This window comes from Cupriavidus basilensis, assembly GCF_029335485.1.
In the GTDB taxonomy this organism is placed as follows: domain Bacteria; phylum Pseudomonadota; class Gammaproteobacteria; order Burkholderiales; family Burkholderiaceae; genus Cupriavidus; species Cupriavidus basilensis_E.
The window spans coordinates 1-22,448 of record NZ_JARJLM010000300.1 but is presented as its reverse complement, the minus strand read 5'-3'; the positions used below and the strand labels follow the sequence as shown (position 1 = coordinate 22,448).

At 65.8% G+C, this 22,448-nt stretch carries 19 protein-coding genes; 7 read left to right on the top strand and 12 right to left on the bottom strand.

Annotation, left to right across the window (positions count from 1 at the left end; translation table 11 throughout):
- Positions 1–55: 55 nt before the first annotated feature.
- From lptB to P3W85_RS17440, 4 genes are all read right to left on the bottom strand, one after another.
- Positions 56–841 carry an LPS export ABC transporter ATP-binding protein gene (gene lptB / locus P3W85_RS17455; RefSeq protein WP_276265706.1) on the bottom strand — a complete coding sequence of 262 codons (786 nt, stop codon included), beginning with the start codon at positions 839–841 and terminating at the stop codon, positions 56–58.
- A gap of 43 nt (positions 842–884) precedes the next feature.
- Complete coding sequence (gene lptA / locus P3W85_RS17450; RefSeq protein ID WP_035817072.1) at positions 885–1,529, bottom strand: lipopolysaccharide transport periplasmic protein LptA; 645 nt, start codon at positions 1,527–1,529, stop codon at positions 885–887.
- Positions 1,530–1,710: 181 nt separating this feature from the next.
- Positions 1,711–2,343, bottom strand: coding sequence for an LPS export ABC transporter periplasmic protein LptC (gene lptC, locus P3W85_RS17445; protein WP_017230415.1), 633 nt, complete (start codon positions 2,341–2,343; stop codon positions 1,711–1,713).
- 22 nt (positions 2,344–2,365) lie between these two features.
- The gene (locus tag P3W85_RS17440) at positions 2,366–3,349 is read right to left on the bottom strand and encodes a KpsF/GutQ family sugar-phosphate isomerase (protein WP_276265705.1); all 984 of its coding nucleotides are present in this window, start codon (positions 3,347–3,349) and stop codon (positions 2,366–2,368) included.
- Between the two features lie 151 nt (positions 3,350–3,500).
- On the opposite strand from P3W85_RS17440, the gene P3W85_RS17435 reads away from it, so the two are divergent.
- Entirely contained in the window at positions 3,501–5,480 is a 1,980-nt protein-coding gene (locus P3W85_RS17435; protein ID WP_276265704.1) for a monovalent cation:proton antiporter family protein, read from the top strand.
- Between the two features lie 29 nt (positions 5,481–5,509).
- Here the strand turns inward: P3W85_RS17435 and P3W85_RS17430 are convergent, their stop codons facing one another.
- Together P3W85_RS17430 and P3W85_RS17425 are read right to left on the bottom strand one after the other, a co-directional pair.
- Positions 5,510–5,893 carry a ribbon-helix-helix domain-containing protein gene (locus tag P3W85_RS17430; protein ID WP_276265703.1) on the bottom strand — a complete coding sequence of 128 codons (384 nt, stop codon included), beginning with the start codon at positions 5,891–5,893 and terminating at the stop codon, positions 5,510–5,512.
- 60 nt (positions 5,894–5,953) lie between these two features.
- Positions 5,954–6,532 carry a DJ-1/PfpI family protein gene (locus tag P3W85_RS17425; protein WP_017230598.1) on the bottom strand — a complete coding sequence of 193 codons (579 nt, stop codon included), beginning with the start codon at positions 6,530–6,532 and terminating at the stop codon, positions 5,954–5,956.
- Positions 6,533–6,692: 160 nt separating this feature from the next.
- On the opposite strand from P3W85_RS17425, the gene P3W85_RS17420 reads away from it, so the two are divergent.
- From P3W85_RS17420 to P3W85_RS17410, 3 genes are all read left to right on the top strand, one after another.
- Complete coding sequence (locus P3W85_RS17420; RefSeq protein ID WP_017230599.1) at positions 6,693–7,265, top strand: adenine phosphoribosyltransferase; 573 nt, start codon at positions 6,693–6,695, stop codon at positions 7,263–7,265.
- A 74-nt stretch (positions 7,266–7,339) separates the two neighbouring features.
- Positions 7,340–7,954, top strand: coding sequence for a LysE family translocator (locus P3W85_RS17415; RefSeq protein WP_276265702.1), 615 nt, complete (start codon positions 7,340–7,342; stop codon positions 7,952–7,954).
- A gap of 195 nt (positions 7,955–8,149) precedes the next feature.
- Positions 8,150–9,835, top strand: a complete 1,686-nt coding sequence (locus P3W85_RS17410; RefSeq protein ID WP_017224848.1) for a Na/Pi cotransporter family protein — start codon at positions 8,150–8,152, stop codon at positions 9,833–9,835.
- A 20-nt stretch (positions 9,836–9,855) separates the two neighbouring features.
- Here the strand turns inward: P3W85_RS17410 and P3W85_RS17405 are convergent, their stop codons facing one another.
- The 3 genes from P3W85_RS17405 to uvrA all read right to left on the bottom strand — a co-directional run bounded on the left by P3W85_RS17405 (position 9,856) and on the right by uvrA (position 13,647).
- Positions 9,856–10,341, bottom strand: coding sequence for an adenosine-specific kinase (locus tag P3W85_RS17405; protein ID WP_276265701.1), 486 nt, complete (start codon positions 10,339–10,341; stop codon positions 9,856–9,858).
- Positions 10,342–10,425: 84 nt separating this feature from the next.
- Positions 10,426–10,773, bottom strand: a complete 348-nt coding sequence (locus P3W85_RS17400) for a hypothetical protein (RefSeq protein ID WP_276265700.1) — start codon at positions 10,771–10,773, stop codon at positions 10,426–10,428.
- Positions 10,774–10,782: 9 nt separating this feature from the next.
- The gene (gene uvrA / locus P3W85_RS17395; RefSeq protein WP_276265699.1) at positions 10,783–13,647 is read right to left on the bottom strand and encodes an excinuclease ABC subunit UvrA; all 2,865 of its coding nucleotides are present in this window, start codon (positions 13,645–13,647) and stop codon (positions 10,783–10,785) included.
- A gap of 511 nt (positions 13,648–14,158) precedes the next feature.
- Between uvrA and P3W85_RS17390 the strand changes: the two genes are divergently transcribed.
- Together P3W85_RS17390 and P3W85_RS17385 are read left to right on the top strand one after the other, a co-directional pair.
- A complete protein-coding gene (locus tag P3W85_RS17390) occupies positions 14,159–15,415 on the top strand; it encodes an MFS transporter (protein WP_017225300.1) in 1,257 nt (418 codons plus the stop codon).
- 215 nt (positions 15,416–15,630) lie between these two features.
- The gene (locus P3W85_RS17385) at positions 15,631–16,179 is read left to right on the top strand and encodes a single-stranded DNA-binding protein (RefSeq protein WP_276265698.1); all 549 of its coding nucleotides are present in this window, start codon (positions 15,631–15,633) and stop codon (positions 16,177–16,179) included.
- A gap of 242 nt (positions 16,180–16,421) precedes the next feature.
- Here the strand turns inward: P3W85_RS17385 and acpA are convergent, their stop codons facing one another.
- Positions 16,422–18,566, bottom strand: coding sequence for an acid phosphatase (gene acpA / locus P3W85_RS17380; RefSeq protein WP_276265697.1), 2,145 nt, complete (start codon positions 18,564–18,566; stop codon positions 16,422–16,424).
- A 241-nt stretch (positions 18,567–18,807) separates the two neighbouring features.
- On the opposite strand from acpA, the gene P3W85_RS17375 reads away from it, so the two are divergent.
- Positions 18,808–20,169: a cytochrome-c peroxidase gene (locus P3W85_RS17375; RefSeq protein WP_276265696.1), complete on the top strand. Its 1,362-nt coding sequence runs from the start codon at positions 18,808–18,810 to the stop codon at positions 20,167–20,169.
- 236 nt (positions 20,170–20,405) lie between these two features.
- On the opposite strand, the gene P3W85_RS17370 is transcribed toward P3W85_RS17375, so the two are convergent.
- Both P3W85_RS17370 and P3W85_RS17365 read right to left on the bottom strand, forming a co-directional pair.
- Positions 20,406–20,783 carry a hypothetical protein gene (locus P3W85_RS17370; RefSeq protein ID WP_276265695.1) on the bottom strand — a complete coding sequence of 126 codons (378 nt, stop codon included), beginning with the start codon at positions 20,781–20,783 and terminating at the stop codon, positions 20,406–20,408.
- Complete coding sequence (locus P3W85_RS17365) at positions 20,780–22,024, bottom strand: DUF6402 family protein (protein ID WP_276265694.1); 1,245 nt, start codon at positions 22,022–22,024, stop codon at positions 20,780–20,782. The genes P3W85_RS17370 and P3W85_RS17365 overlap by 4 nt, the downstream gene beginning before the upstream one ends.
- Between the last annotated feature and the right edge of the window lie 424 nt (positions 22,025–22,448).

The window sequence follows — 22,448 nt, the reverse complement described above, 5'->3', positions numbered from 1 at the left end:
AGGCGACAGTGGAGCCACGCATGCACAGGTGCGCGGCCGGTGCCGCGCGGCATCCCTACATGCGGAAATTCTCGCCCAGGTAGACCTTGCGCACCGATTCGTTGGCAATGATGTCCTCGGGCTGGCCAGCGGCCAGCACCGCGCCTTCGCTGATGATGTAGGCGTGGTCGCAGATGCCCAGCGTTTCGCGCACATTGTGGTCGGTGATCAGCACGCCGATATTGCGCGCCTTGAGGAAGCTGACGATGCGCTGGATTTCGCCAACCGCGATCGGGTCGACGCCGGCGAAGGGTTCGTCGAGCAGGATGAAACGCGGGGCAGAGGCAAGGGCGCGGGCGATCTCCACGCGGCGGCGCTCGCCGCCGGACAGCGACAGCGCCGGGTTGTCGCGCAGGTGGGCAATCTGCAGGTCGTCCAGCAGGGTGTCCAGCCGGCGCTCGATCTCGGCCTTGCCAAGCGGCTTGCCGTTGTCGAGCTGCAGTTCCAGCACCGCGCGGATGTTTTCCTGCACGTTGAGCTTGCGGAACACCGACGCTTCCTGCGGCAGGTAGGACAGGCCCATGCGTGCCCGCTCGTGGATGGCGAGGCCGCTGATGTGCTTGTCGTCGAGCACGATGTCGCCCTCGTCCAGCGCCACCAGTCCAACGATCATGTAGAACGAAGTGGTCTTGCCCGCGCCGTTGGGGCCGAGCAGGCCCACCACCTCGCCGCTCTTCACGTCGAGGGACACGTCCTTGACCACCGTGCGCGAGCCGTAGCGCTTCTTCAGGTGGCGCACGACCAGCGTGCTGCTGTCCTTCAGGGTGGCGGGCTGGGACGGTGCGGTTTGGGTAGCGGTCATGAAGGCGGAATCCGTGGATCGGGGCGACGCTTCGGCGTCGGGGTCAGGGATTGACGGGAGCGGGCGCTGGCTTGAGTTGCACCGGGCTGCCGGCGGCGCCGCTGGCGGGCTGTTCCTGGCGTGGCGACAACACCGCGCGCACGCGTCCGGACGGGCTGCCCGCCGTTGCATTCTCGGCGCCGCCGGTGGCGGTGTAGAACTCGTTGCGGCTGTCGTAGGTGATCAACGCGCCGCGGATTTCATCCACCAGTTTGGCGCCGGCCAGGCGCGCCATGCGGGCGCGGCCGATCAGCTTGGACAGTTCCTGCTTGCCGTCGTATTCGATGCGGTCGCCCCAGCCGTCGATGTATTCGTCGACATTGTCGCGTTTCTGGCGGATATAGGCCTGCTTGGCGCCCTTGGAGGTCGCCACCGCGTACTGGTAGCCCTCGGGGTCGGTGCGGACTTCGGCCGCGTCGGATTTCAGCACCATGGTGCCCTTGGTCAGCACCACGTTGCCGGTCAGTACATAGACCTGCTTGACGTCGTCGTAGCTGGCGTTGTCGGCCTCCAGCACCAGCGGCTTATCGCGGTCGGCTTTTTCGGCGCTGGCGGGTGTGGCCAGCGTGAGGCCGAGGACGGCTGCCAGCGTCAGCAATGCAGCAGTGCTGCGGCGGCGACAGGACGATGTCGTCAGGAATGGATTCATGTTGGCGTGATGGCGGTTTGCGCGGACGGCTCTGGCCCGCGGGCGGCTTTGTTTCCTGGCGACCGTTCCCTGATGAAGCCGGCGGGGCTGCGCAGACGGTACCGGAATCGGTATTGTCTGCGCCCGCACGCCTGGCCATGCTTTGCTTCATCTGGCAACAGCCTCTCGGATCTTGGTCTTGTCAGGGGTTCTTCGCTGGGCTCGCCGGCGGTGGCACCGTAATGATGGTGCCGCGTACATTACCCAGCAATTGTACTTCCCGGGTGACATTGTTGAAGATCAGGCCGTTGGCGGTCATCACCGACGGACCGCGGGTCAGTCTGACAGCCTTGTCGGTCTTGACGATGTCATCGTTGACCAGCACCTGGAAATATTCCGAGGCGGCGGTCATCTGAGGATCCTTGGCGGCTTCGGGACCCTGCGCGCGCACGATGAAGGCGTTGCCGAACAGGTCTATCACCGAGCCTTCCGCGTTCATCGTGCCGCGGTCGGAGTGGCCGGTGACGGGCGGGCGGCCGATCTCGTAGGCGCGCATGGCCGGGCGCGTCACCGCGTAGGTCTGGTCGTCCTCGAAGTGGATCATCTTGTCGCCGGTGAACCGCATCTTGGTGTTCCCGTCCTCGGCAAGCTCGGTGGCGGAGAAGCGGATCATGTAGTAATCGGGCTCGTGCTTCTTGCCCACCGGCCCCGCGGTGCTTTCGCGCGGCGAATTGACCTGCACCAGCCAGAAAGTGCTGCCGGCCACCAGCGCCATCAGCAGCAGGGGCAGGATGCGCATCGCAAGCCGGCTCAGGGAGGACAGGAAATCCCGCATAGGTCGTGGCTGGCCTCGGATATCAGATGACCTTGGCGCGGGTCAGGTCGTGGATGTGCAGGGCGCCGACCAGGCGCTGGTCCGCGTCGACCACCAGCATCTGGTTGATGCGGTTCGCCTCCATGACCTGAACGGCCTCGACCGCGAGCTGGTCCGGGCCCACCGTGTGCGGCGAGCGGTGCATCACCTCGCTGATGGGCACGGTCTTCCAGTCGCGCGGGGTTTCCAGCAGGCGGCGCAGGTCGCCGTCGGTGAACACGCCGATCAGGCGGTCGTCCGGGTCCACCACGGCGGTCATGGCCATGCCCTTGCGGGTGATTTCCATCAAGGCCTGCGCCAGGGGCGTGCTTTCGCGCACCTTGGGCACCGCGTTGCCGCTGCGCATGACGTCGCGCACGTGGGTCAGGAGTTTGCGCCCGAGCGCGCCGCCCGGGTGCGAGCGGGCAAAGTCCTCCTCGCCGAAGCCGCGCGCGTCCAGCACCGCCACCGCCAGCGCGTCGCCCAGTGCCAGCGCCGCGGTGGTGCTGGCGGTGGGGGCCAGGTTCAGCGGGCAGGCTTCTTTTTCCACGCCCGCGTCAAGGTGGGCGTCGGCCAGCTTGGCCAAGGTGGAGGCGGCGTTGCCGGTCACCGAGATCAGTTTGGCGCCGATGCGCTTGACGATCGGCACGATCGACAGCAGCTCGGAGGTCTCCCCGGAATTGGAAAAGGCGATCAGCACGTCGTCGCGCGTCACCATGCCCAGGTCGCCATGGCTTGCCTCGGCGGGATGCACGAAAAAGGCGGGCGTGCCGGTCGACGCCAGGGTGGCTGCCACTTTGCGGCCTATGTGCCCCGATTTGCCGATGCCCGACACCACCACGCGTCCGCTGCAATGGAGAATCAGTTGCACGGCCTGTGCGAACGCGCCGTCCAGGCGGCTGCCAAGGGCCGCGACCGCGTCGGCTTCGATCTGGAGGGTTTCGCGAGCGAGCCGAAGTGCTCGATCCGCATTGAAATTAGCTATCATGGCGACGAAGTATACCAACGAATGCGATGGCGCTTGGGCTGTTCCGACGATCGGGCGGTCAAGGTGGCTGCCGCGCTTGCCGTTATCCGCCGGCAGGGCCGCCCGCGCCGGGCTGCCGCGGCCCCGGGCCGGCGTACCCTGACCCCATCCGATGCACTCTCCGCTGGACCTGACCCTCGTCCTGCTGGCCGCCGCCGTATTCGGCGTGGTCGCTTTCCGCATGCTGCAATTGCCGCCGATGCTGGGGTACCTGGCCGTCGGTACCCTGATCGGGCCGCACGCGCTGGGCCTTGCCAGCGATACCGCGCAGACCAAGTACCTGGCCGAGTTCGGGGTGGTCTTCCTGATGTTCTCGATCGGACTGGAATTCAGCCTGGGCAAGCTCAAGGCGATGAAACGGCTGGTGTTCGGCATGGGCGGCTCGCAGGTGGCGCTGTCGATGCTGGCCGTGGTGCCGGCCAGCTGGGCCTTCAACTGGCTGTTCCCGCTGTCCTGGCAGGCTTCGATAGCGCTCGGCGGCGCGCTGGCGATGTCGTCCACGGCGATCGTGTCCAAGATGCTCTCCGAGCGGCTGGAACTGGAAAGCGAGCACGGGCGCAACATTATCAGCATCCTGCTGTTCCAGGACCTGGCGGTGGTGCCGCTGCTGATCGTGATCCCGGCCCTGTCGCGCGATCCCTCCGACATGGCGATGGCGCTGGGCCTGGCCACGGTCAAGATCGTGGTGGCGCTGAGCCTGATCTTCTTTGTCGGGCAGAAGGTGATGAGCCGCTGGTTCCACGTGGTGGCGGCGCGCCGCTCGCAGGAGCTGTTCATGCTCAACCTGCTGCTGGTCACGCTGGGCATGGCGGCCCTGACCGAGCGGCTTGGCCTGTCGATGGCGCTGGGCGCCTTCATGGCCGGCATGCTGATCTCCGAGACGCCCTACCGGCACCAGGTGGAGGAAGACATCAAGCCCTTCCGCGATGTGCTGCTCGGGCTGTTCTTCGTCACCATCGGCATGCTGCTCAATATCCATGTGGTGCTCGACCACCTGTGGCTGGTGCTGGCGCTGCTGATCGTGCCGATCGTGTTCAAGCTGGTGCTGATCGCCGGCCTGGCACGCGCCTTCGGCTCGCGCCAGGGGGTGGCGATCCGCACCGGGCTGGGGCTGGCGCAGGCCGGCGAGTTCGGCTTCGTGCTGCTCAACCAGATCGACGGCCTGAACCTGGTCGATCCGGTGCTGATCCAGGTGATCCTGGCATCCATGCTGCTGTCGATGCTGGCGGCCCCGTTCCTGATCCAGTACAGCGATGCCATCGTGCTGCGCTTCGCCGCCAACGAATGGCTGATGCAGTCGCTCAATATGACGCGCATTGCCGCGCAGAGCCTGCAGACCGAGAAGCACGCCATCATCTGCGGCTTTGGCCGCAGCGGCCAGAACCTGGCGCATATGCTGGAGCGCGAGGGCATTACCTACGTGGCGCTCGATCTCGACCCCGACCGCGTGCGCGAGGCCGCCGGCGCCGGCGATACCGTGGTGTACGGTGACGCCGGGCGGCGCGAGGCGCTGATTGCCGCGGGCATCCACCGCGCGGCGGCCATCGTCGTCACCTACGCCAACACGCCCTCGGCGCTCAAAGTGCTGCACCACGTGCAGGAACTGGAGCCGGCATTGCCGGTGATCGTGCGCACCGTGGACGATTCGGAACTGGATGTGCTGCAAAAGGCTGGCGCCACCGAGGTGGTGCCGGAAATCATCGAAGGCAGCCTGATGCTGGCATCGCACGCCCTGGTGCTGCTGGGTGTGCCGATGCGGCGCGTGGTGCGCGGGGTGCAGGAGGCGCGCGATGCGCGCTATAGCCTGCTGCGCGGTTATTTCCACGGGCGCGACGACGAGGAGGACCTGGTCGAGCGGGATTCCGTGCGCCTGCATTCCGTCTCGCTCGGTCCCGAAGCCACCGCGGTGGGACGCCGCCTGGGCGCGCTCGGGCTGGAGCAGATCGGGGTGGAGGTGACGGCGGTGCGCCGGCGCGGCATCCGCGCCTTCGACCCGGAACCGGAAACCGTGCTGGAGCCGGGCGACATCGTCGTGCTGCGCGGACCGCCCGAGGCGCTGGAAGTGGCCGAACAGCGGATGCTCGCCGGCTGACGGCGGAACCGGCGCACGGGGATTGGCGTTCAGGCCGCGGCGCGGCTCGTAGCGCGCGCGCCTTCCGCCCATGACGGCGGCAGGCCGTCCAGCACGGCGCGCGCATCGAGCGAGCCGATCGGGACCCGCTGGTCGGCGGGAATGCGGCCTTCGCCCTGCAGCATCAGGTAACGCAGGCAGCACACGCGCAGGAAGGACGTGAAGTTCGCCGCCTCGCCGCGGTAGGCACTCAGTTCGTCGTGCAGCCGGGAGATGAGCTGGCCCACGCTCATGCCATCCCGCTGCGCCAGCGCTTCCAGCACTTCCCAGAACAGGCTCTCGAGCCGGATGCTGGTGGCCACGCCATGCAGCCGCAGCGAGCGCGACTGGCACTCGTAGGACTGCGGATTGGCCCGGATGAAGATTTCACACATGGAGGAACTCCCGTTCGGGACGGCCCGCGAGACCAGCTCGCGAGCCGCGTTCGGAAGCCTCTAATGTACGATCCTGGTGCCCAGGACGGCAAGGAACTGCGCCAGCCAGGCGGGGTGCGCCGGCCAGGCCGGCGCGGTCACCAGGTTGCCGTCGGTGTGGGCCTGGTCGACCGGGATGTCGGCGTACTTGCCGCCGGCAAGGCGCACTTCCGGCGCACAGGCCGGGTAGGCCGAGCAGGTGCGGCCTTCCAGCACGCCGGCTGCGGCCAGCAGCTGAGCGCCGTGGCAGACCGCGGCGATCGGCTTGTTGGCGCTGGCGAAGTGACGCACGACCTCCAGCACGCGTTCGTTCAGGCGCAGGTATTCCGGAGCCCGCCCGCCAGGGATGACCAGGCCGTCGTAGGCCGCCGGATCGACATCGGCAAAGCTCGCGTTGAGCGTGAAGTTATGCCCGCGTTTCTCGGTATAGGTCTGGTCGCCTTCGAAGTCATGGATGGCGGTGGCGCAGCTGGCGCCGGCGGCCTTGTCCGGGCATACCGCGTGGACCGTGTGGCCCACCATCTGGAGGGCCTGGAACGGCACCATGGTTTCGTAGTCTTCGGCATAGTCGCCGACCAGCATCAAGATCTTTTTGGCCATCGCGGTCTCCTGTATGGTTACGGTTGTCAGGCAGGGACGCCGCGCCGGAGCCGGTGCGGCCCGCCTGAGCCTGGCCCATTGTGTTGCCGTTCGCGGCAGCCCGGGTGGTAACCCATTACCGCATCCTGCCGGCGCGCCGGCAGGGACCAACCGATTCCCCATGCCCAATACCACGATCCAGTCGTCCGCCCTTGGCGATGTCACCCACTACCTGCGCGAGCGCATCCGTACCGTGCCCGACTGGCCGCAACCCGGTGTCATGTTCCGCGACATCACGCCGCTGCTGCAGGACCCCAAGTCCCTGCGCGTGCTGATTGACGTGTTCGTGCACCGCTACATGGATGCCAGGCTCGACCTGGTGGCCGGCATCGACGCGCGCGGCTTTATCCTGGGCGCCATCCTGGCCTACGAGCTCAACCTTGGCTTCGTGCCGATCCGCAAGAAGGGCAAGCTGCCCTTCCAGACCGTGGCCGAGGAATACGAACTGGAGTACGGCAGCGCCACGGTGGAAATCCACGCCGACGCCTGCAAGCCGGGCGACCGCGTGCTGCTGGTGGACGACCTGATCGCCACCGGCGGTACCATGATGGCTGGCCGCAAGCTGCTCGAACGCCTGGGCGCCACGGTGGTGGAAGGCGCGGCCATCGTCGACCTGCCCGAGCTGGGCGGCTCTCGCCACCTGCTCGACAGCGGCCTGCCGCTGTTCACGGTTTGCCGATTCGAAGGGCATTGACGCCTGACCATTGATCTGCCGGCCGCGCGGGCATTGCACCCGGGCGCGGTCACCCGGACCCGGAGTTGCTTGCCATGCCAGACCTGTTGCTCTTCCTCGCTACCTCGGTGGCAATCACCCTCGCCCCCGGACCCGACAACCTGCAGGTGCTGGCGCGCGGCATGGCCCAGGGGCGGCGCGCCGGCGTGGTGGCGGCGCTGGGCTTTGCCTCGGGCTGCCTTTTCCACACGGTGGTCGCGGCCGTGGGCCTGGCCGCGGTGCTGCGCTCCTCGCCGGTGGCGTTCCAGTGCATCAAGTTTGCCGGCGCCGCCTACCTGGTCTGGATCGGCATCCAGGCGCTGCGCTCGCGCGGCGCGCTGGGCAAGGGCGCCGACGCGCCGGCGGTGCCGCTCGCCAAGGTGTTCCGCCAGAGCGTCCTCGCCAACCTGATGAACCCCAAGGTGACGCTTTTCTTCCTGGTCTTCCTGCCGCAATTCGTGCGTGCCGATGCCGCCAACGCAGGCTGGCAGATGCTGTTGCTGGGCGTGGTGTTCATGCTCCAGACGGCGGTGGTGTTCTCGCTGTTCGGCCTGTTCGCGGGCGTGCTGGGCGACTGGCTCAAGCACCGGCCCGGCGCCGGCCGCTGGCTGGACCGGGTGGCGGGGGCCATCTTCCTGGCGCTCGGCATCAAGGTGGCGCTGCCGGCCTGAGCGTTCCCGCCCCGGAGGACCGTGGGCGCGCCACCACGGCACCGGCTTGCCTATTGGGTTTGAGGGCATTTCCGCCGCGTGCCATGGCGTTGCCCACACATGCCGGCGGGCGCATAATGCCCCATCGACAACAATACGATGGCCGGGCGAAGTCTTGCGATAGGCAATGGAGGCACCGGTCACATAAGGCGCACCATGGGCGTACTACTTCATCTGCTTTCCGGCGTGGCGTTGCTGGTGTGGGGCACCAATATCGTCAAGGTCGGCATCCTGCGCGTGTATGGGGCCAACCTGCGCCACGTGCTCTCCTCGAGCATCTCCAACCGGTTCTCGGCTTTCGCGGCCGGGCTGGGCGTGACCGGCCTGGTCCAGAGCAGCAATGCGACGGCGGTCATCGTCAGTTCTTTCGTAGGCCAGGGCCTGATTGCCGTGGCGCCGGCGCTGGCCATCATGCTGGGCGCCAACGTCGGCACCGCCATCATGGTGCAGGTGTTCTCGCTGGACCTGTCGTGGCTGTCGCCGCTGCTGATCTTCGTCGGCGTGATCCTGCACCTGTCATGGAAGGGCAGCAAGCCCGGCCATGTCGGGCGCGTGCTGATCGGGCTGGGCCTGATCACGCTGGCGCTCGAGCTGATTTCCATCGCCACCCGACCGGTGGTGCAGGCCGCCGGCGTCAAGGTGCTGTTCGGCACGCTGACCGGCGATCCCGCGCTCGATATGCTGATCGGCGCCTTCCTCACCATCCTGTGTTACTCCAGCCTGGCGGTGGTGCTGTTCTGCGGCGCGCTGGCCTCGGCCGGCGTGGTGTCGCTGCATGTGGCGCTGGCGCTGGTGCTCGGCGCCAACCTGGGGTCGGGCATTTCCGCGCTGCTGACCACCTCGGGCAATAACCAGCCCGGCAAGCGCGTCACGCTCGGCAACCTGCTGTCGCGCCTGCTCGGCTGCGTGATCGCGCTGCCCTTGCTGGGGCAGGCGCAGCACCTGCTGGCGCTGGTCGATGCCGATCCGCAGCGGCTGGTGGTCAATTTCCACCTGCTGTTCAATGTGGCGCTCGCGCTGCTGCTGCTGGGCGCCACCGGTCCGCTGGCGCGGCTGTGCGAGGCGGTGCTGCCAGGCCGTAACACCGGCGACAGCCAGGTCACCCCGCGCCACCTCGATCCGGCTGCGCTGCCCACGCCGGCGCTGGCGCTGTCCAATGCCGCGCGCGAGGTGCTGCGCATCGGCGACCGCATCGAGCAGATGCTGGACAATATGCTGCGCGTGCTGCGTACCAACGATGCCAAGCTGGCCGCCGCCACCTGCCGCATCGACGACGAAGTGGACGATCTCTACACCGCCATCAAGCTCTACCTGACCCGGATCAGCCTGGAGGCGCTGGACGAACGCGACGGCCGGCGCTGGACCGAGATCATCTCGCTCACCATCAATCTGGAGCACGCCGGGGACATCATCGAGCGCATCCTGCAGGACGCGCGCGAAAAGAAGATCGCCCACAACCTGGCCTTCTCGGAAGCGGGCATGCAGGAGATCTCGCTGATGCACGCGCGCGTCGTGGCCAACCTGCGGCTGGGGCTGTCGGTGTTCCTCTCCGGCGACCTCAAGAGCGCGCAGCAGCTGATGGCCGAGAAAGCCACCTTCCGCGATCTCGAGCGCGAGTTCGCCCGCAGCCACCTGCAGCGCGTCGCAGTGCAGACCGCCGAGAGCATCGAGACCAGTTCCCTGCATCTCGATATCATCAGCGACCTGAAACGCTTGAATTCGCTGTTCTGCGCCACCGCCTATCCGGTGCTGGAAGACGCCGGCGCACTCAACCGCAGCCGCATGAAGGAAGACGATGGCGACCCGCCTGCGAAGGCGGTGCCGTCGGCACAGGCACATTGAGCCGGGGCAGCCCGCGGCGGCTACAGCTTGTAGCCGATCTCCCGCAGCAGGTCGCGCCGCCAGGCGATGTCGATCTCGGTTTCCAGCCCGAGCGGCGAAGCGCCGTCCACCACGCCCAGCACCGCGCGGCCCTGCGCGGTCTGCGCCACCACCACTTCGGTCGGATTGGCCGTGGCGCAGTAGATCCGGCACACCTCCGGCACCGCGCGCACGGTGGAGAGCACATTGAGCGGATAGAAGCCGTCGCCGAGGAACAGCAGGAAGCTGTGGCCGGCGCCGATGGCCATCGCGTTCTCGCAGGCCAGGTCGATCATGGCGTCGTCGTTGCCGGACCAGCGCACCAGGCGCTTGCCGGATGCCTCGCAGAATGCCAGCCCGAAGCGGATGCCCGGCACTGCGCACACCAGTGCCTCGTGGAGGTCGTCCACGGTCTTGATGAAATGCGCCTGTCCGAAGATGAAATTGGTCGCCTCGGGCTTGGTGACCGGCACTACGATGATCTCCATGGCCATGCTCCTGCAGTGGCCCGCATCGAGGCTACTCAATCAATGGTAGGCTGGCCCGGGTCGAATGCAAGGCGCCGCGCGGGCCTACCGGCGCGGCGGAGCGGCGCCCTTGCGGCGCCGGCTGCGCAGGCGCTGGAGCAAGGCGGCGATGGCCGCGAGCAGCACCGCGCCGCCTAACGTCAGGGGCAGGCTGCCGGAGACCTCGCCATTGGCCTTGCCTGCGGCCCGGGCCGTGCTGGCAGGCTGATCGGCTCGGGCGGCTGGTGCGGAGGCCGCGGGCGCGGCCGGTTCTTCGAGCGCGCGCGCTTGCGGCGCGGCCAGCTCGATCGGCGTGACCTGTGCCTGCGCCGCGGCGGGGCCGGCGGCACCCGTGCCGCCGAGCAGCAGTGCGCAATGCCAGGCGCAGAGGATGAGGCTGGAACGCTGCCGCATGCCGTGCGCTCAGCGCCGCTCCAGCAGCGGCGCCAGGTATTTGCCGGTGAAGCTGGCGCGGCTCTTCGCCACCGTTTCCGGCGTGCCCTTGGCGATCACCTGGCCGCCCCCGGCACCGCCTTCCGGGCCCATGTCGAGCAGCCAGTCGGCGGTCTTGATCACGTCCAGGTTGTGCTCGATGATGACCACCGTATTGCCCTGGTCGCGCAGCTTGTGGATGACCTTGAGCAGTAGTTCGATATCGTGGAAGTGCAGGCCCGTGGTGGGCTCGTCCAGGATGTAGAGCGTGCGGCCGGTGTCGCGCTTGGACAGTTCCAGCGACAGCTTGACGCGCTGCGCCTCGCCACCCGACAGCGTGGTGGCCGACTGGCCCAGCCGGATATAGCCCAGGCCGACATCGAGCAGCGTCTTCAGCTTGCGCCGCACCACCGGCACCGCGTGGAAGAACTCGTGCGCCTGCTCCACCGTCAGGTCGAGTACCTCGTGGATGTTCTTGCCCTTGTAGAGCACTTCCAGCGTTTCGCGGTTGTAGCGCTTGCCGTGGCAGACGTCGCAGGGTACGTAGACGTCGGGCAGGAAATGCATCTCGACCTTGAGCACGCCATCGCCCTGGCAGGCTTCGCAGCGCCCGCCCTTGACGTTGAAGGAGAATCGTCCCGGGTCGTAGCCGCGTTCCTTGGCCGAGGGCACGCCGGCGAACAGTTCGCGGATCGGCGTGAACAGGCCCGTGTAGGTGGCGGGGTTGGAGCGCGGGGTGCGGCCGATCGGGCTCTGGTCGACGTTGATGACCTTGTCGAAGTGCTCCAGGCCCTCGATGCGGTCGTGCGCCGCGGGCTCCGCCGTGGAGCCGTACAGGTGGCGCGCCACTGCGTGGTAGAGGGTGTCGTTGATCAGCGTGGACTTGCCCGAGCCGGATACGCCGGTCACGCAGGTGAGCAGGCCCACCGGGATCTCCGCGCTGACGTTGCGCAGGTTGTTGCCGGTGGCGTTGACGATGCGCAGCAGTTTTTCCTCGTCGGGCGCGGCACGTTCGGCCGGCACCTCGATGCGGCGCGCGCCGGACATATACTGCCCGGTGAGCGAGTCGGGCGACTGCTCGATCTGCAGCGGCGTGCCTTCGGCCACGATCATGCCGCCGTGCACGCCAGCCCCCGGGCCGATGTCGACTACGTAGTCGCAGGCGCGGATCATGTCTTCGTCATGCTCCACCACCAGCACGGAGTTGCCGATGTCGCGCAGGTGCTTGAGCGTACCGATCAGCCGGTCGTTGTCGCGCTGGTGCAGTCCGATGGACGGCTCGTCGAGCACGTACATCACGCCGGTCAGGCCCGAGCCGATCTGCGAGGCCAGCCGGATGCGCTGCGCCTCGCCGCCCGAGAGCGTATCGGCGCTGCGTTCGAGCGAGAGATAGTCCAGCCCCACGTTGTTGAGGAAGTTGAGGCGCGCGGTGATTTCCTTGACGATCTTGTCGGCGATCTCGCGCTTGGCGCCGTGCATGTCCAGCGTGAGGAAATACGTCAGCGCATCGCGCAGCGGCCAGCCGTTGATCTCGAAGATCGCGCGCGCCTGGTCGTTCTCGCCCAGCTTGACATGCCGCGCCTCGGTGCGCAGGCGGGTGCCGTGGCAGGCGGGGCAGGCCTGGTTGTTCTGGTACTTGGCCAGTTCTTCGCGCACCGCAACGGAGTCGGTTTCGCGGTAACGCCGCTCCAGGTTGGGGATGATGCCTTCGAAGGCATGCTCGCGCACCGTGGTGCGGCCGCGCTCGTTCATATAGGTGAAAGGGATCTCCACCTCGCCCGAGCCATGCAGCACCACCTCCTGCACTTCGGCCGGCAGGTCCTCGAAGGCGGTGTCCAGCTCGAAGTCGTAGTACGCCGCCAGGCTCTGCAGCATCTGGAAGTAGAACTGGTTGCGGCGGTCCCAGCCCTTGATGGCGCCCGAGGCCAGCGACAGGTTGGGGAAGGCCACCACCCGCTTGGGATCGAAGAAGGTGATCTGGCCCAGGCCGTCGCAGCTCGGGCAGGCGCCCATCGGATTGTTGAAGGAGAACAGGCGCGGCTCGAGCTCCTGCAAGGAATACGAGCAGATCGGGCAGGCGAACTTGGAGCTGAACACGTGCTCGTGGCCGGTGTCGAGTTCGAGCGCGATGGCGCGGCCGTCGGCCAGGCGCAGCGCGGTCTCGAAGGATTCCGCCAGCCGCTGCTTGATGTCGGCGCGCACCTTGACGCGGTCCACCACCACGTCGATGGAGTGTTTCTCGGTCTTCTTCAGCTTGGGCAGCGCGTCCACTTCATAGACCACCGCCGGCGCCTCGTGCGTGGTGCCGCCGCCCGAGCGGATGCGAAAGCGCACGAAACCCTGCGCCTGCATGGTGTCGAAGAGGTCGGAATGTTCGCCCTTGCGGTTGGCCACCACCGGCGCCAGGATCATCAGCTTGGTGTCTTCCGGCAGCGCCAGCGCGGCGTCGACCATCTGCGAGACGCTCTGCGCCTGCAAGGGCAGGTTGTGGTCGGGGCAGTAGGGCGTGCCGGCGCGGGCGTACAGCAGGCGCAGGTAGTCGTGGATCTCGGTGACCGTGCCTACGGTCGAGCGCGGGTTGTGGCTGGTTGCCTTCTGTTCGATGGAGATCGCCGGCGAAAGGCCTTCGATCAGGTCGACGTCGGGCTTTTCCATCAGTTGCAGGAACTGGCGCGCGTAGGCCGACAGCGACTCCACGTAGCGGCGCTGGCCCTCCGCGTACAAGGTATCGAAGGCGAGCGACGACTTGCCCGATCCGGAAAGCCCGGTGATCACGATCAGCTTGTTGCGAGGCAGATCGAGATTGATGTTCTTCAGGTTGTGGGTACGGGCACCACGGATTCTAATTTCTTCCATATACCGATTGTCTTCGCCAGGCGGGGCCGTCGGTCGGGTCGACAGGCCGGTCTCACGGAATTTCAAGAAAAAAGCATGCCAGCAGGGCTGCGGCCGGCCTCGGGCCAGCGCCAGGCCAGCATCGGGCAGGGCTTTGGCGCCCCGCGCTGGGGCTCGCGGTGCCCTCGCGCGCCCTCGTGACCTCCTTGCGGTGTCCGGTCGGGCCCCCGAAAGCGCAGCGGAGCAAACCTGTTAATATACCGAACTTCGGTTTCCGGGGGTTGCTTGCGCCAACAGGCGGCGTTTCGCGATGCCCACATCGGCATGCTGAAGGACTGTATCGCGTTGTCCGGAAGCGTTGCTTCCGCCTCGACGGGTGTCCGGCGGATGATGGCGGGACAGTGGCGGATGCGCTGCAACTTCCGCTCCGGTCATGGATCGAAGTTGTCGCCGCCCCGTCAGCGCCGGGTCAATGCGGTGCGTGCGCGTTGCACGACCCGGCAATCCGTCACAGAAATTCCCCACGATCGCAATGTCGTCGATCCATAGCTCCTCCCAAGATGCGGCCAAGGCCGACAATTCCAAGGCTCAGTCCGGCACCGGGCGCGACCGCATGACCCGCATGGAATTGCGAGCCAGCATCTCGCTGGCCAGCATCTTCGCGCTGCGCATGCTCGGGTTGTTCCTGATCCTCCCCGTGTTCGCCGAATACGCGCACGGCCTGCCCGACGGGCACGACGCCCAGCGCGTGGGCCTGGCCATGGGCATCTATGGCCTGATGCAAGCTTTCCTGCACATTCCGCTGGGCTGGCTGTCCGACCGCGTCGGCCGCAAGCCGGTGATGGTGGCCGGCCTGCTGCTGTTCGTCGCCGGCGGGCTGGTGGCGGCCGGTTCGGACACGCTTGCCGGCATCATCCTTGGCCGGTCGCTGCAGGGCATGGGCGCGATTTCCGCGGCCATCACCGCCTGCATCGCCGACCTGACCCGCGAGCAGCACCGCACCAAGGCGATGGCCATGGTGGGCGGCAGCATCGGCCTGACCTTCGCGCTGTCGCTGGTGATCGCTTCGCCGTTGCTGCACAGCATCGGCATGCCGGGCATTTTCACGCTGATGTCGGTGCTGGGCGTGATCGCCATCCTGGTGACGTTGTTCCTGGTGCCCACGCCGCCGCCGCCGCATCCCGTGCGGCTGCCGTTCCGCGAGGTGCTGTTCAATCCGGACCTGGTGCGGCTGAACGTGGGCGTGCTGGCGCTGCACGCCTCCCAGGTCGCCATGTTCATGGTGGTGCCGGCCATGCTCAGCGACGCCGGCATGCCGCTGGACCAGCACTGGAAGGTTTACCTGCCGGTAGTGCTGGTGTCCTTCGTGCTGATGCTCGGGCCGATGATGGCCGCCGAGCGCTATGGCAAGGTTCGGCCCGTGCTGCTCGGCGCGGTTGGCCTGATGACCGCGGTGCAGCTGCTGTTTGCCGCGGTGCATGGCCTGTGGGGCATCGTGGGCGTGCTGCTGCTGTTTTTCGTGGCCTTCAACGTGTTGGAGGCCATGCAGCCCTCGCTGGTGTCGCGCTATGCCGCTGCCGCGCGAGGGGCGGCGCTCGGGGTCTACAACACCACGCAGGCGATGGGATTGTTCCTGGGCGGGGCGGTGGGCGGCTGGCTGCTCAAGCACGAAGGCCGCAGCGCGGTCTTCCTCGGCTGTGCGGTCGTGCTGCTGCTCTGGCTTATAATCGCCTGGAACATGAAGTCGCCCCCGGCCCGGAAAAGCAGTTCGCCGGCCGTCGCCGCGTAAGTGGCGACGCCAAATGGCGCCGATTCGGGGTGGGAAAAGCCTGAAAAGCCTGAAAAGGCTCGTCGCATCACTTCGTAAAGCTTTTTGCCTCAAATAGGCACTAGCATGACCGCGCGCCCGACTACTTGGCCGGGGGCGCGTTATTTGTTTACGCATCAGTCAAGGCATCGCCACGCCGCTTGCAGCAGAGGGCGTGGCCCTGGGAGAACATTCACATGGCATCGATCAACAAAGTCATCCTCGTCGGCAACCTGGGCGCGGACCCGGAAACCCGCTACATGCCCAGCGGCGACGCCGTGACCAACATCCGCCTGGCGACCACCGATCGCTACAAGGACAAGACCAGCGGCGAGATGAAGGAAGCCACCGAGTGGCACCGCATCGCCTTCTTCGGCAAGCTGGCCGAGATCGCCGGCCAGTACCTGCGCAAGGGCTCGCAGGTCTATATCGAAGGCCGCATCCGCACCCGCAAGTGGACTGACCAGGCGGGCGCGGAAAAGTACAGCACCGAAATCGTGGCCGAGCAGATGCAGATGCTGGGCTCGCGCCAGGGCATGGGCGGCGGCGCTGGCGCCGGCGACGACATGGGCGGCGGTGGCGGCTACGGCGGCGGCCGCGAATCCTCGGGCGGCGGCTATGGCGGCGGCGGTGCGCGCAGCGGTGGCGGCCAGCCGGCCGGCGGCCAGCAGGGTGGCGGTGCGCGCCGTCAGCAGCAGGCGCCGTCGAATGGCTTTGAGGACATGGACGACGATATTCCGTTCTGAGGCGGATCTGCCGATCTGTCAGCCCGAACCCGCCAGGCCGGGCCGAAATGGCCGGCACCGGCAAGCAAAAACCCCGGAGATCATGGATCCCGGGGTTTTTTGTTTTCAGGCCCGTGCCCGGTCGAGGCGGTTGGGCATGGCGCGGCGCCGGTTCAGGCTGTTCCGCGCCTGCCTGAGCGTCCTGTCAAGAAAAAAGGGCAGCCCTTGCAGGTTGCCCTTCGTCCGTCACGGCCTGGTTGTTGCTAGTTCTGCAGGGCCGCGAAATCCAGCGCGCTGGTCAGGTCGCCCATCGCCTTGCCCTTGTTGGCCACCAGGGCGGTGTCGCGCAGTTGCAGGCCCGGCAGGGTCGGCAGCACGAAGCGGTGGGTGATGAAGCGCAGGGCCGATGCCGTGTCGTACTGGGTGTGGTCGACAAAGCCCTTCTTCGCGTACGGCGAGATCAGGATGGCCGGGATACGCGTGCCCGGGCCCCAGCGGTCGCCCGTGGGTACCTGGGCGTGGTCGTAGAAGCCGCCGTTCTCGTCGTAGGTGACGAGGATCAGCATGTTCTTCCACTGCGGGCTCTTCTGCAACTGCGCGATCACGCTAGCGATATGGGCGTCGCCGTCCGTCACGCTCGCATAGCCGGGGTGCTGGTTCAGGTTGCCCTGCGGCTTGTAGAACGCGACCGCGGGCAGGTTGCCGGCGGCGGCGTCCTGCAGGAACTGGCTGTCGAAGTCCTTCAGGTGCGTGCTGCGGTTGGCGGCCTGGGTGACCGGGTCGAAGTTGGCGTAGTAGTTGAAGGGCTGGTGGTGCGGCTGGAAGTTGGGGGTCGTGTTGTTGTAGATGCCGGTCGGGTCCTGGGTCACCTTGGCCCAGGCGCCGGCATACCAGGCCCAGCTGATGCCGCGCGCGTTCAGCAGGTCGCCGATGGTGGTCTGGGTCTGCGGCGGCAGCGTGGTGGCCTTGGCCGGGTCGGCGTAGAGCCCGGTGGTATCGGTGGTGGCAGGCTTGTTGCCGCTCGGCTGGTAGTCCGGCTGCATGGTGTTGACGGCGTAGAACATGCCGCTGGCGTCCTTGGGCGTCAGCGTGCTGTCGTTCTGGTACACCGCCTTGCCGGAGAGGACCGAGGTGGGGTTGCCGGTGCCCGGGGTGAGGCGCAGGAAGTTGCCGTTGGCGTCGACGTCGATCGCGGAGATCGAGCCCTTGGCCGGCGAGGTGGCGGCGTCGGCGTTCGGGTACTGCGGCGCGCAGGCGCAGATCAGGTACTGGTGGTTGAGGAAGGAGCCGCCGAACGCGCCCATGTAGAAATTGTCGGCCAGCACGTATTGTCTGGCGAGCTGCCACATCGTCATGCTGCTGCCGTCGTAGTAGCCCATCGACAGGCCGCCGGCATCCGAGAACGCGGCGTACTTGTCGTTCTTGCCGCCGTTGATCTGCATCTGGTTGTTGTAGAAGCGGTGCACCAGGTCGCGCGTGACGACTTTTTGCGAGATCACCGTGCCAGTGCCGTTGACGCCGTCAGGGTTGTCGATCTGGAACGGCTTGTTTGGCCAGTTGGCGGTGCTGGCCTGTGTCAGCTGTGTGACTTGCCCTTGCGCCGTGAGTCCGTTCCAGGTCGGCGGCAGCACCGGCAGCACCGAGCCGTCGAAGTCCTTCTGCCCCTCGGCGGTGCCGGTGGACGTGGGGTTCACGCCGGGAATGCCGTTGGCGCCCGGGAACAGGCCGTAGAGATTGTCGAAGCCACGGTTCTCGGCGTAGATCACCACCACCGTCTTGATCTTGTCCAGCGCAACCCGCTTGGCGACGCCGTCGCGCAGGGCCTGGTCGATATCGCCGCCGCCCTTCACCGAGTCGGCGATCAGGTCGATGGCCTGGTCGATTTCCGCCTGCAGGGTCGCCTTGATGTTCTTGTCGGTTTCCTTGTTGTGGTCGGCCAGCAGCTTGTCCGCGGTAACGCCGATGCGGGCGGCGAGGCGGGTCTTTGCCGCATCGATGTCGCCGCCGTTCGATTCCATCAGCGCGACCAGCTCGGTCGAGATGGCGCTGAGCACGCCGTTGGCGCTGGCCGGTGCGCGGAATACCAGCGGACGGGACACCGCGGCGTGGCCGCCGGCGCCGTCGTTGCGGAACGCATCGGTGCCGATTTCCGCCACCACCGCGCCCTGGCCGGTCAGCGTAAAGGCGCCGTTCTTGTCGGAGCGGGTGCTGGTCTCATCACCGTCGCACTTGCCGTTGTTGTTGGCATCGATGCAGACCTTGGCGTACTCGAAGTAGCTGCCGGTCACCACGCCCGACGTGGTGGCGGCCGTGGGCGTGCTCCCGCTACCGGAGTCGCTGCCTCCGCAGGCGGTCATTGCGGCGGCGGCTACCGCCGCCAGGGGATAGAGTTTCAGGGCTCGGCGCATGGATTTTCCTTTTTCTTTATGTGTGAGGCGGTTCTTTTTTGAACAGCCGCGCGATTTTCCCGCCACTCCATGTCAGATTGATGATGTTCGCCGGAACCAGGGGGAAGGGGTTTCGGCTTGCCATGACACGCCGTTGTCATGCGTGCGTGCTAAGTTGGCGCGCCTTTGCCGAAAGCCAGGTGCCAGTGCCGGCAGAACCGCCGGTCCGGCCAACATTCCATCCGCCATCCCCGCCGCAGCAATGCCATCGCGCCCCGTTTCGCCGCCAGCCCTTCACCAGATCCCGCGTGCCGCCGCCGCCGTCTTGCTGCTGGCCTGCGCCGTCGCGCTGACGGCCTGCGGCAAAGCCGGGCGGGACACTGCCGTATCCGCCCCGGGCGCGGTCGGCGTTGCCGCGGCAGCGCCGGCCAGCCAGCCAGCCGCGCCTGCCCGGCCGGCCTACGCGGACGCGTTCTATAACCTGATGGCGACGCGCCGCCCCGCGGTGCCGGCCATGGCCGCGCTCGGCAAGGCCTTGTTCTTCGACCCGTCGCTGTCGGCGTCGGGCCGGCTCTCGTGCGCGAGCTGCCACAGCCCGGACCACGCCTACGGGCCGGGCAACGACCTCTCCGTGCAACTGGGCGGAGCGGACATGCGGCGGACCGGCGCGCGCGCCGCGCCGTCGTTGCGCTACGTGCAGAACGTGCCGCCGTTCTCCGAGCACTTCCACGAGAACGACGGCAACGACAGCGAAGACCAGGGCCCCACCGGCGGCCACGACTGGGATGGGCGGGCCTCCTCCACGCACGAGCAGGCGCGCGCGCCGTTGCTGTCGCCCAATGAAATGGCGAACGCGGACGCGGCGGCGGTGGCCGCCAGGCTGCGCGGCGGCAAGCATGTGCAAACGTTCCGGGAGGTGTTCGGCGACGATATCCTGGCGCGCGACGAAACCGCCTTCCAGGCAGCGCTGATGGCGCTCGAAGTCTTCCAGGAAACCCCGGCCGAGTTCTATCCCTACACCAGCAAGTACGATGCCTTCCTGCGCCGGCAGGTCAAGCTGAGCGAGCAGGAAACGCGCGGCCTGCGCCTGTTCAACGATCCCGCCAAGGGCAATTGCGCGGCCTGCCATCCGAGCGCGGTCAGCGCCGAGGGCGCCTTTCCTGCCTTCAGCGACTTTGGCTTCATCGCGCTGGGCGTGCCGCGCAACCGCAAGCTGGCGGCCAATGCCGACCCCGCCTTCTTCGACATGGGCCTGTGCGGGCCGGATCGTACCGACCTGAAGGACCGCGCCGAGTACTGCGGCCTGTTCCGCACGCCTTCCCTGCGCAACGTGGCGCTGCGCAAGGTCTTCTTCCACAACGGCGCCTTCCATTCGCTCGAAGACGTGCTGCGCTTCTATGTGGAACGGGACAGCCAGCCCGGCAAGTGGTATCCGCGCAGGGCCGATGGCAGCATCGACAAGTTCGACGACCTCCCGGCCCGCTATCGCGAGAACGTCAATATGGAGCCGCCTTTCGGCGGAGCGCCCGGCAGCAAGCCGGCGCTCTCGGCAGCGGAGATCCGCGATGTCATCGCCTTCCTGAAGACGCTCAACGACGGCTACCGGATTCCGGCGGCGCGCTGAGGCAGGCAAGCGCCGCACATCGCGCGTACCGGTAGATGTGGAGCACAATCCTCATCGTGCGACGCAACTCCTCCAGTATCGCCATAGACTCCTGAAGCTGACCGGCACAATTCGCGCTGCCGCTGCCGCTGCCGCTGCCGCTGCCGCTGCCGCTGCCGCTGCCGCTGCCGCTGCCGCTGCCGCTGCCGCTGCCGCTGCCGCTGCCGCAAGCGGAATGAAGCCGGCACTTCCGTTGGCTACGGGAGTCTGGCCCGTAGCCAGTCCCAGCGTGTCGGCGGCAATGTCACATAGCCAACTCCATCGGAACCGGAAGGGTCATAGACCACGCTATCGCCACCCCAAAATAACTTTGGGTAAGGGCTCTTATATGTTCTTTCCGCCAGCAATTCACCGGTTTCCGCATCGTAAAGCCGGAATGCCATTGCGTCATTGCCAGGTAAATAACACATTTCGCCGATATAAAGTTTGCTATCCGTTTCTTTCTCGCACTCATTTGCTCCCATTCTATTTGCCACGTCCCAGCTATACGGAATAATTACAATTGCGATGAAAATAATAACCGTTAACTTGTATAGGCGCCTTATCAATTTTCTTGTTTGATCGCTCATGCTCATAGATCAAACTCCACCACCCACGGATCAGAGAAGCGTAGCTTATTCCTATCCGAATAAAGAATCAAATCTCCTCCCTGCTTGTGCTTCAGTTGCCAATCACGATAGTCCTTGTTGCGCAGGGGATAGTACACTGTGCTTTCCGAAATGATCCCGCCTCTTGCAACGGGATACATAACCCAATCCGCCTTGGATAATTCCCCGAGCGCAGTTGCACCTGGCACAATGATAAATCCCGTTTTATTCCAGTGCCCAAGGTATTGGGTTCCATTTGGAATAACACCCAAGGTTTTATCCGTTCTGTCGTGAAATGTAAAAACATCACGCATGTACAGGGAAATCTCCTTGATGATAATACGTGTTCGCGTAGGTCCAACTCGCTCGTAGAAGAATCCGCCCAGTGCTGCATTGAATGAGAAGGCCCCAAGAGAGCCGTACAAGTCATCCATCAATATTCCGTTTGGCATAGCGGCTCCCTTGATAAACATGAGGAATTTATCGGAGTTATCGCTATCAACGCGGCTTAATTGAAATTGGAATTCTTTGTGATATAAATTTATATCGCCTCCACAAAGTTCCCACGTGTCGACGTAGTAAGGTGAAGGCTGGTAACGCGAGCAAATGGATTTGAGCGCTATTTCGGCTTTTGGCTCAAAAATATTCTTTGTTACCAGTTCATCATACCTTTTCTTGGCGCGCGGAAAGCCTAATATCCAATCCAGCTTGAACGTGGTTGTATCGGTCATGCTGAGGGGGAATGGCTTGCCGTCTTGATTAATCCCCTTTACCGCGCCGGCATTAGTGCTCGCATAGTTCAGCTCACCGGCAAGCCATTTGCGCATAACCTTGGCCGACATCGGCCAGCCGATGCGATCCATGGCGCCGGGAACATCTTGGAGATCAAACTCTTTGACGCGTGGCCTCTTAATCTCCGGTGCCGGTGCCGGTGCCGGTGCCGGTGCCGGTGCCGGTGCCGGCTTTGGCGGTGGCGGTGTTTTCAGCCATTCCCGAACATCCAGAAACCCTTCTATGAGCGATTTAGGCGGGCGCGCAGGCTCCTTGGGTTTTGGCGGCGCGGGAGGCGATGGGGGTTGATCCCGCAGCGGCGGCGCAGGGCGTTCCGTAGAAATATAGAACTCCTCTATATCTTCAACAGTGCATCCTTGCTGTTCATGCTTTAGCGCCCACAACGGCTTGATGAATCGTTGCTCAAAAAACGGTATCCGTTTATCTGATTTTTCCATAATTCCTCTCACCACCAAACTTTCGCTTATAGCAGGGGTAGAATTGGATAAGAATCGGAAAGATCTGGTTTTCAGGCAGGAAACTACAAATCTTTGAAAAGTCAGCCCGGCCCGTGGCCGGGCGTTTAGCGTGTTAACACTGGAGGCCGAAGACGGTCGCGAGAAATGCAACCGGCCCGATCGCAACGACCACACAAACTGGTGTTGGTATCGGGAAGAAGCAACGGGCCGGGGTATGTACTTGAACTCTATTTCTGTGATCCGTCCCCATTTCCTCCTGACAGCGTCCTGTCAGGAGATGTCAGCGCCGCACTTCGTCGCGCGGCACGCTGCCGTCCTTCGGGATAGGATAGCGGCCTGACCGTACCAATACCGCGACTTGCGGTGGGTGACCGTGGCGCTACCCGGGCGGATCCGGTGCCCG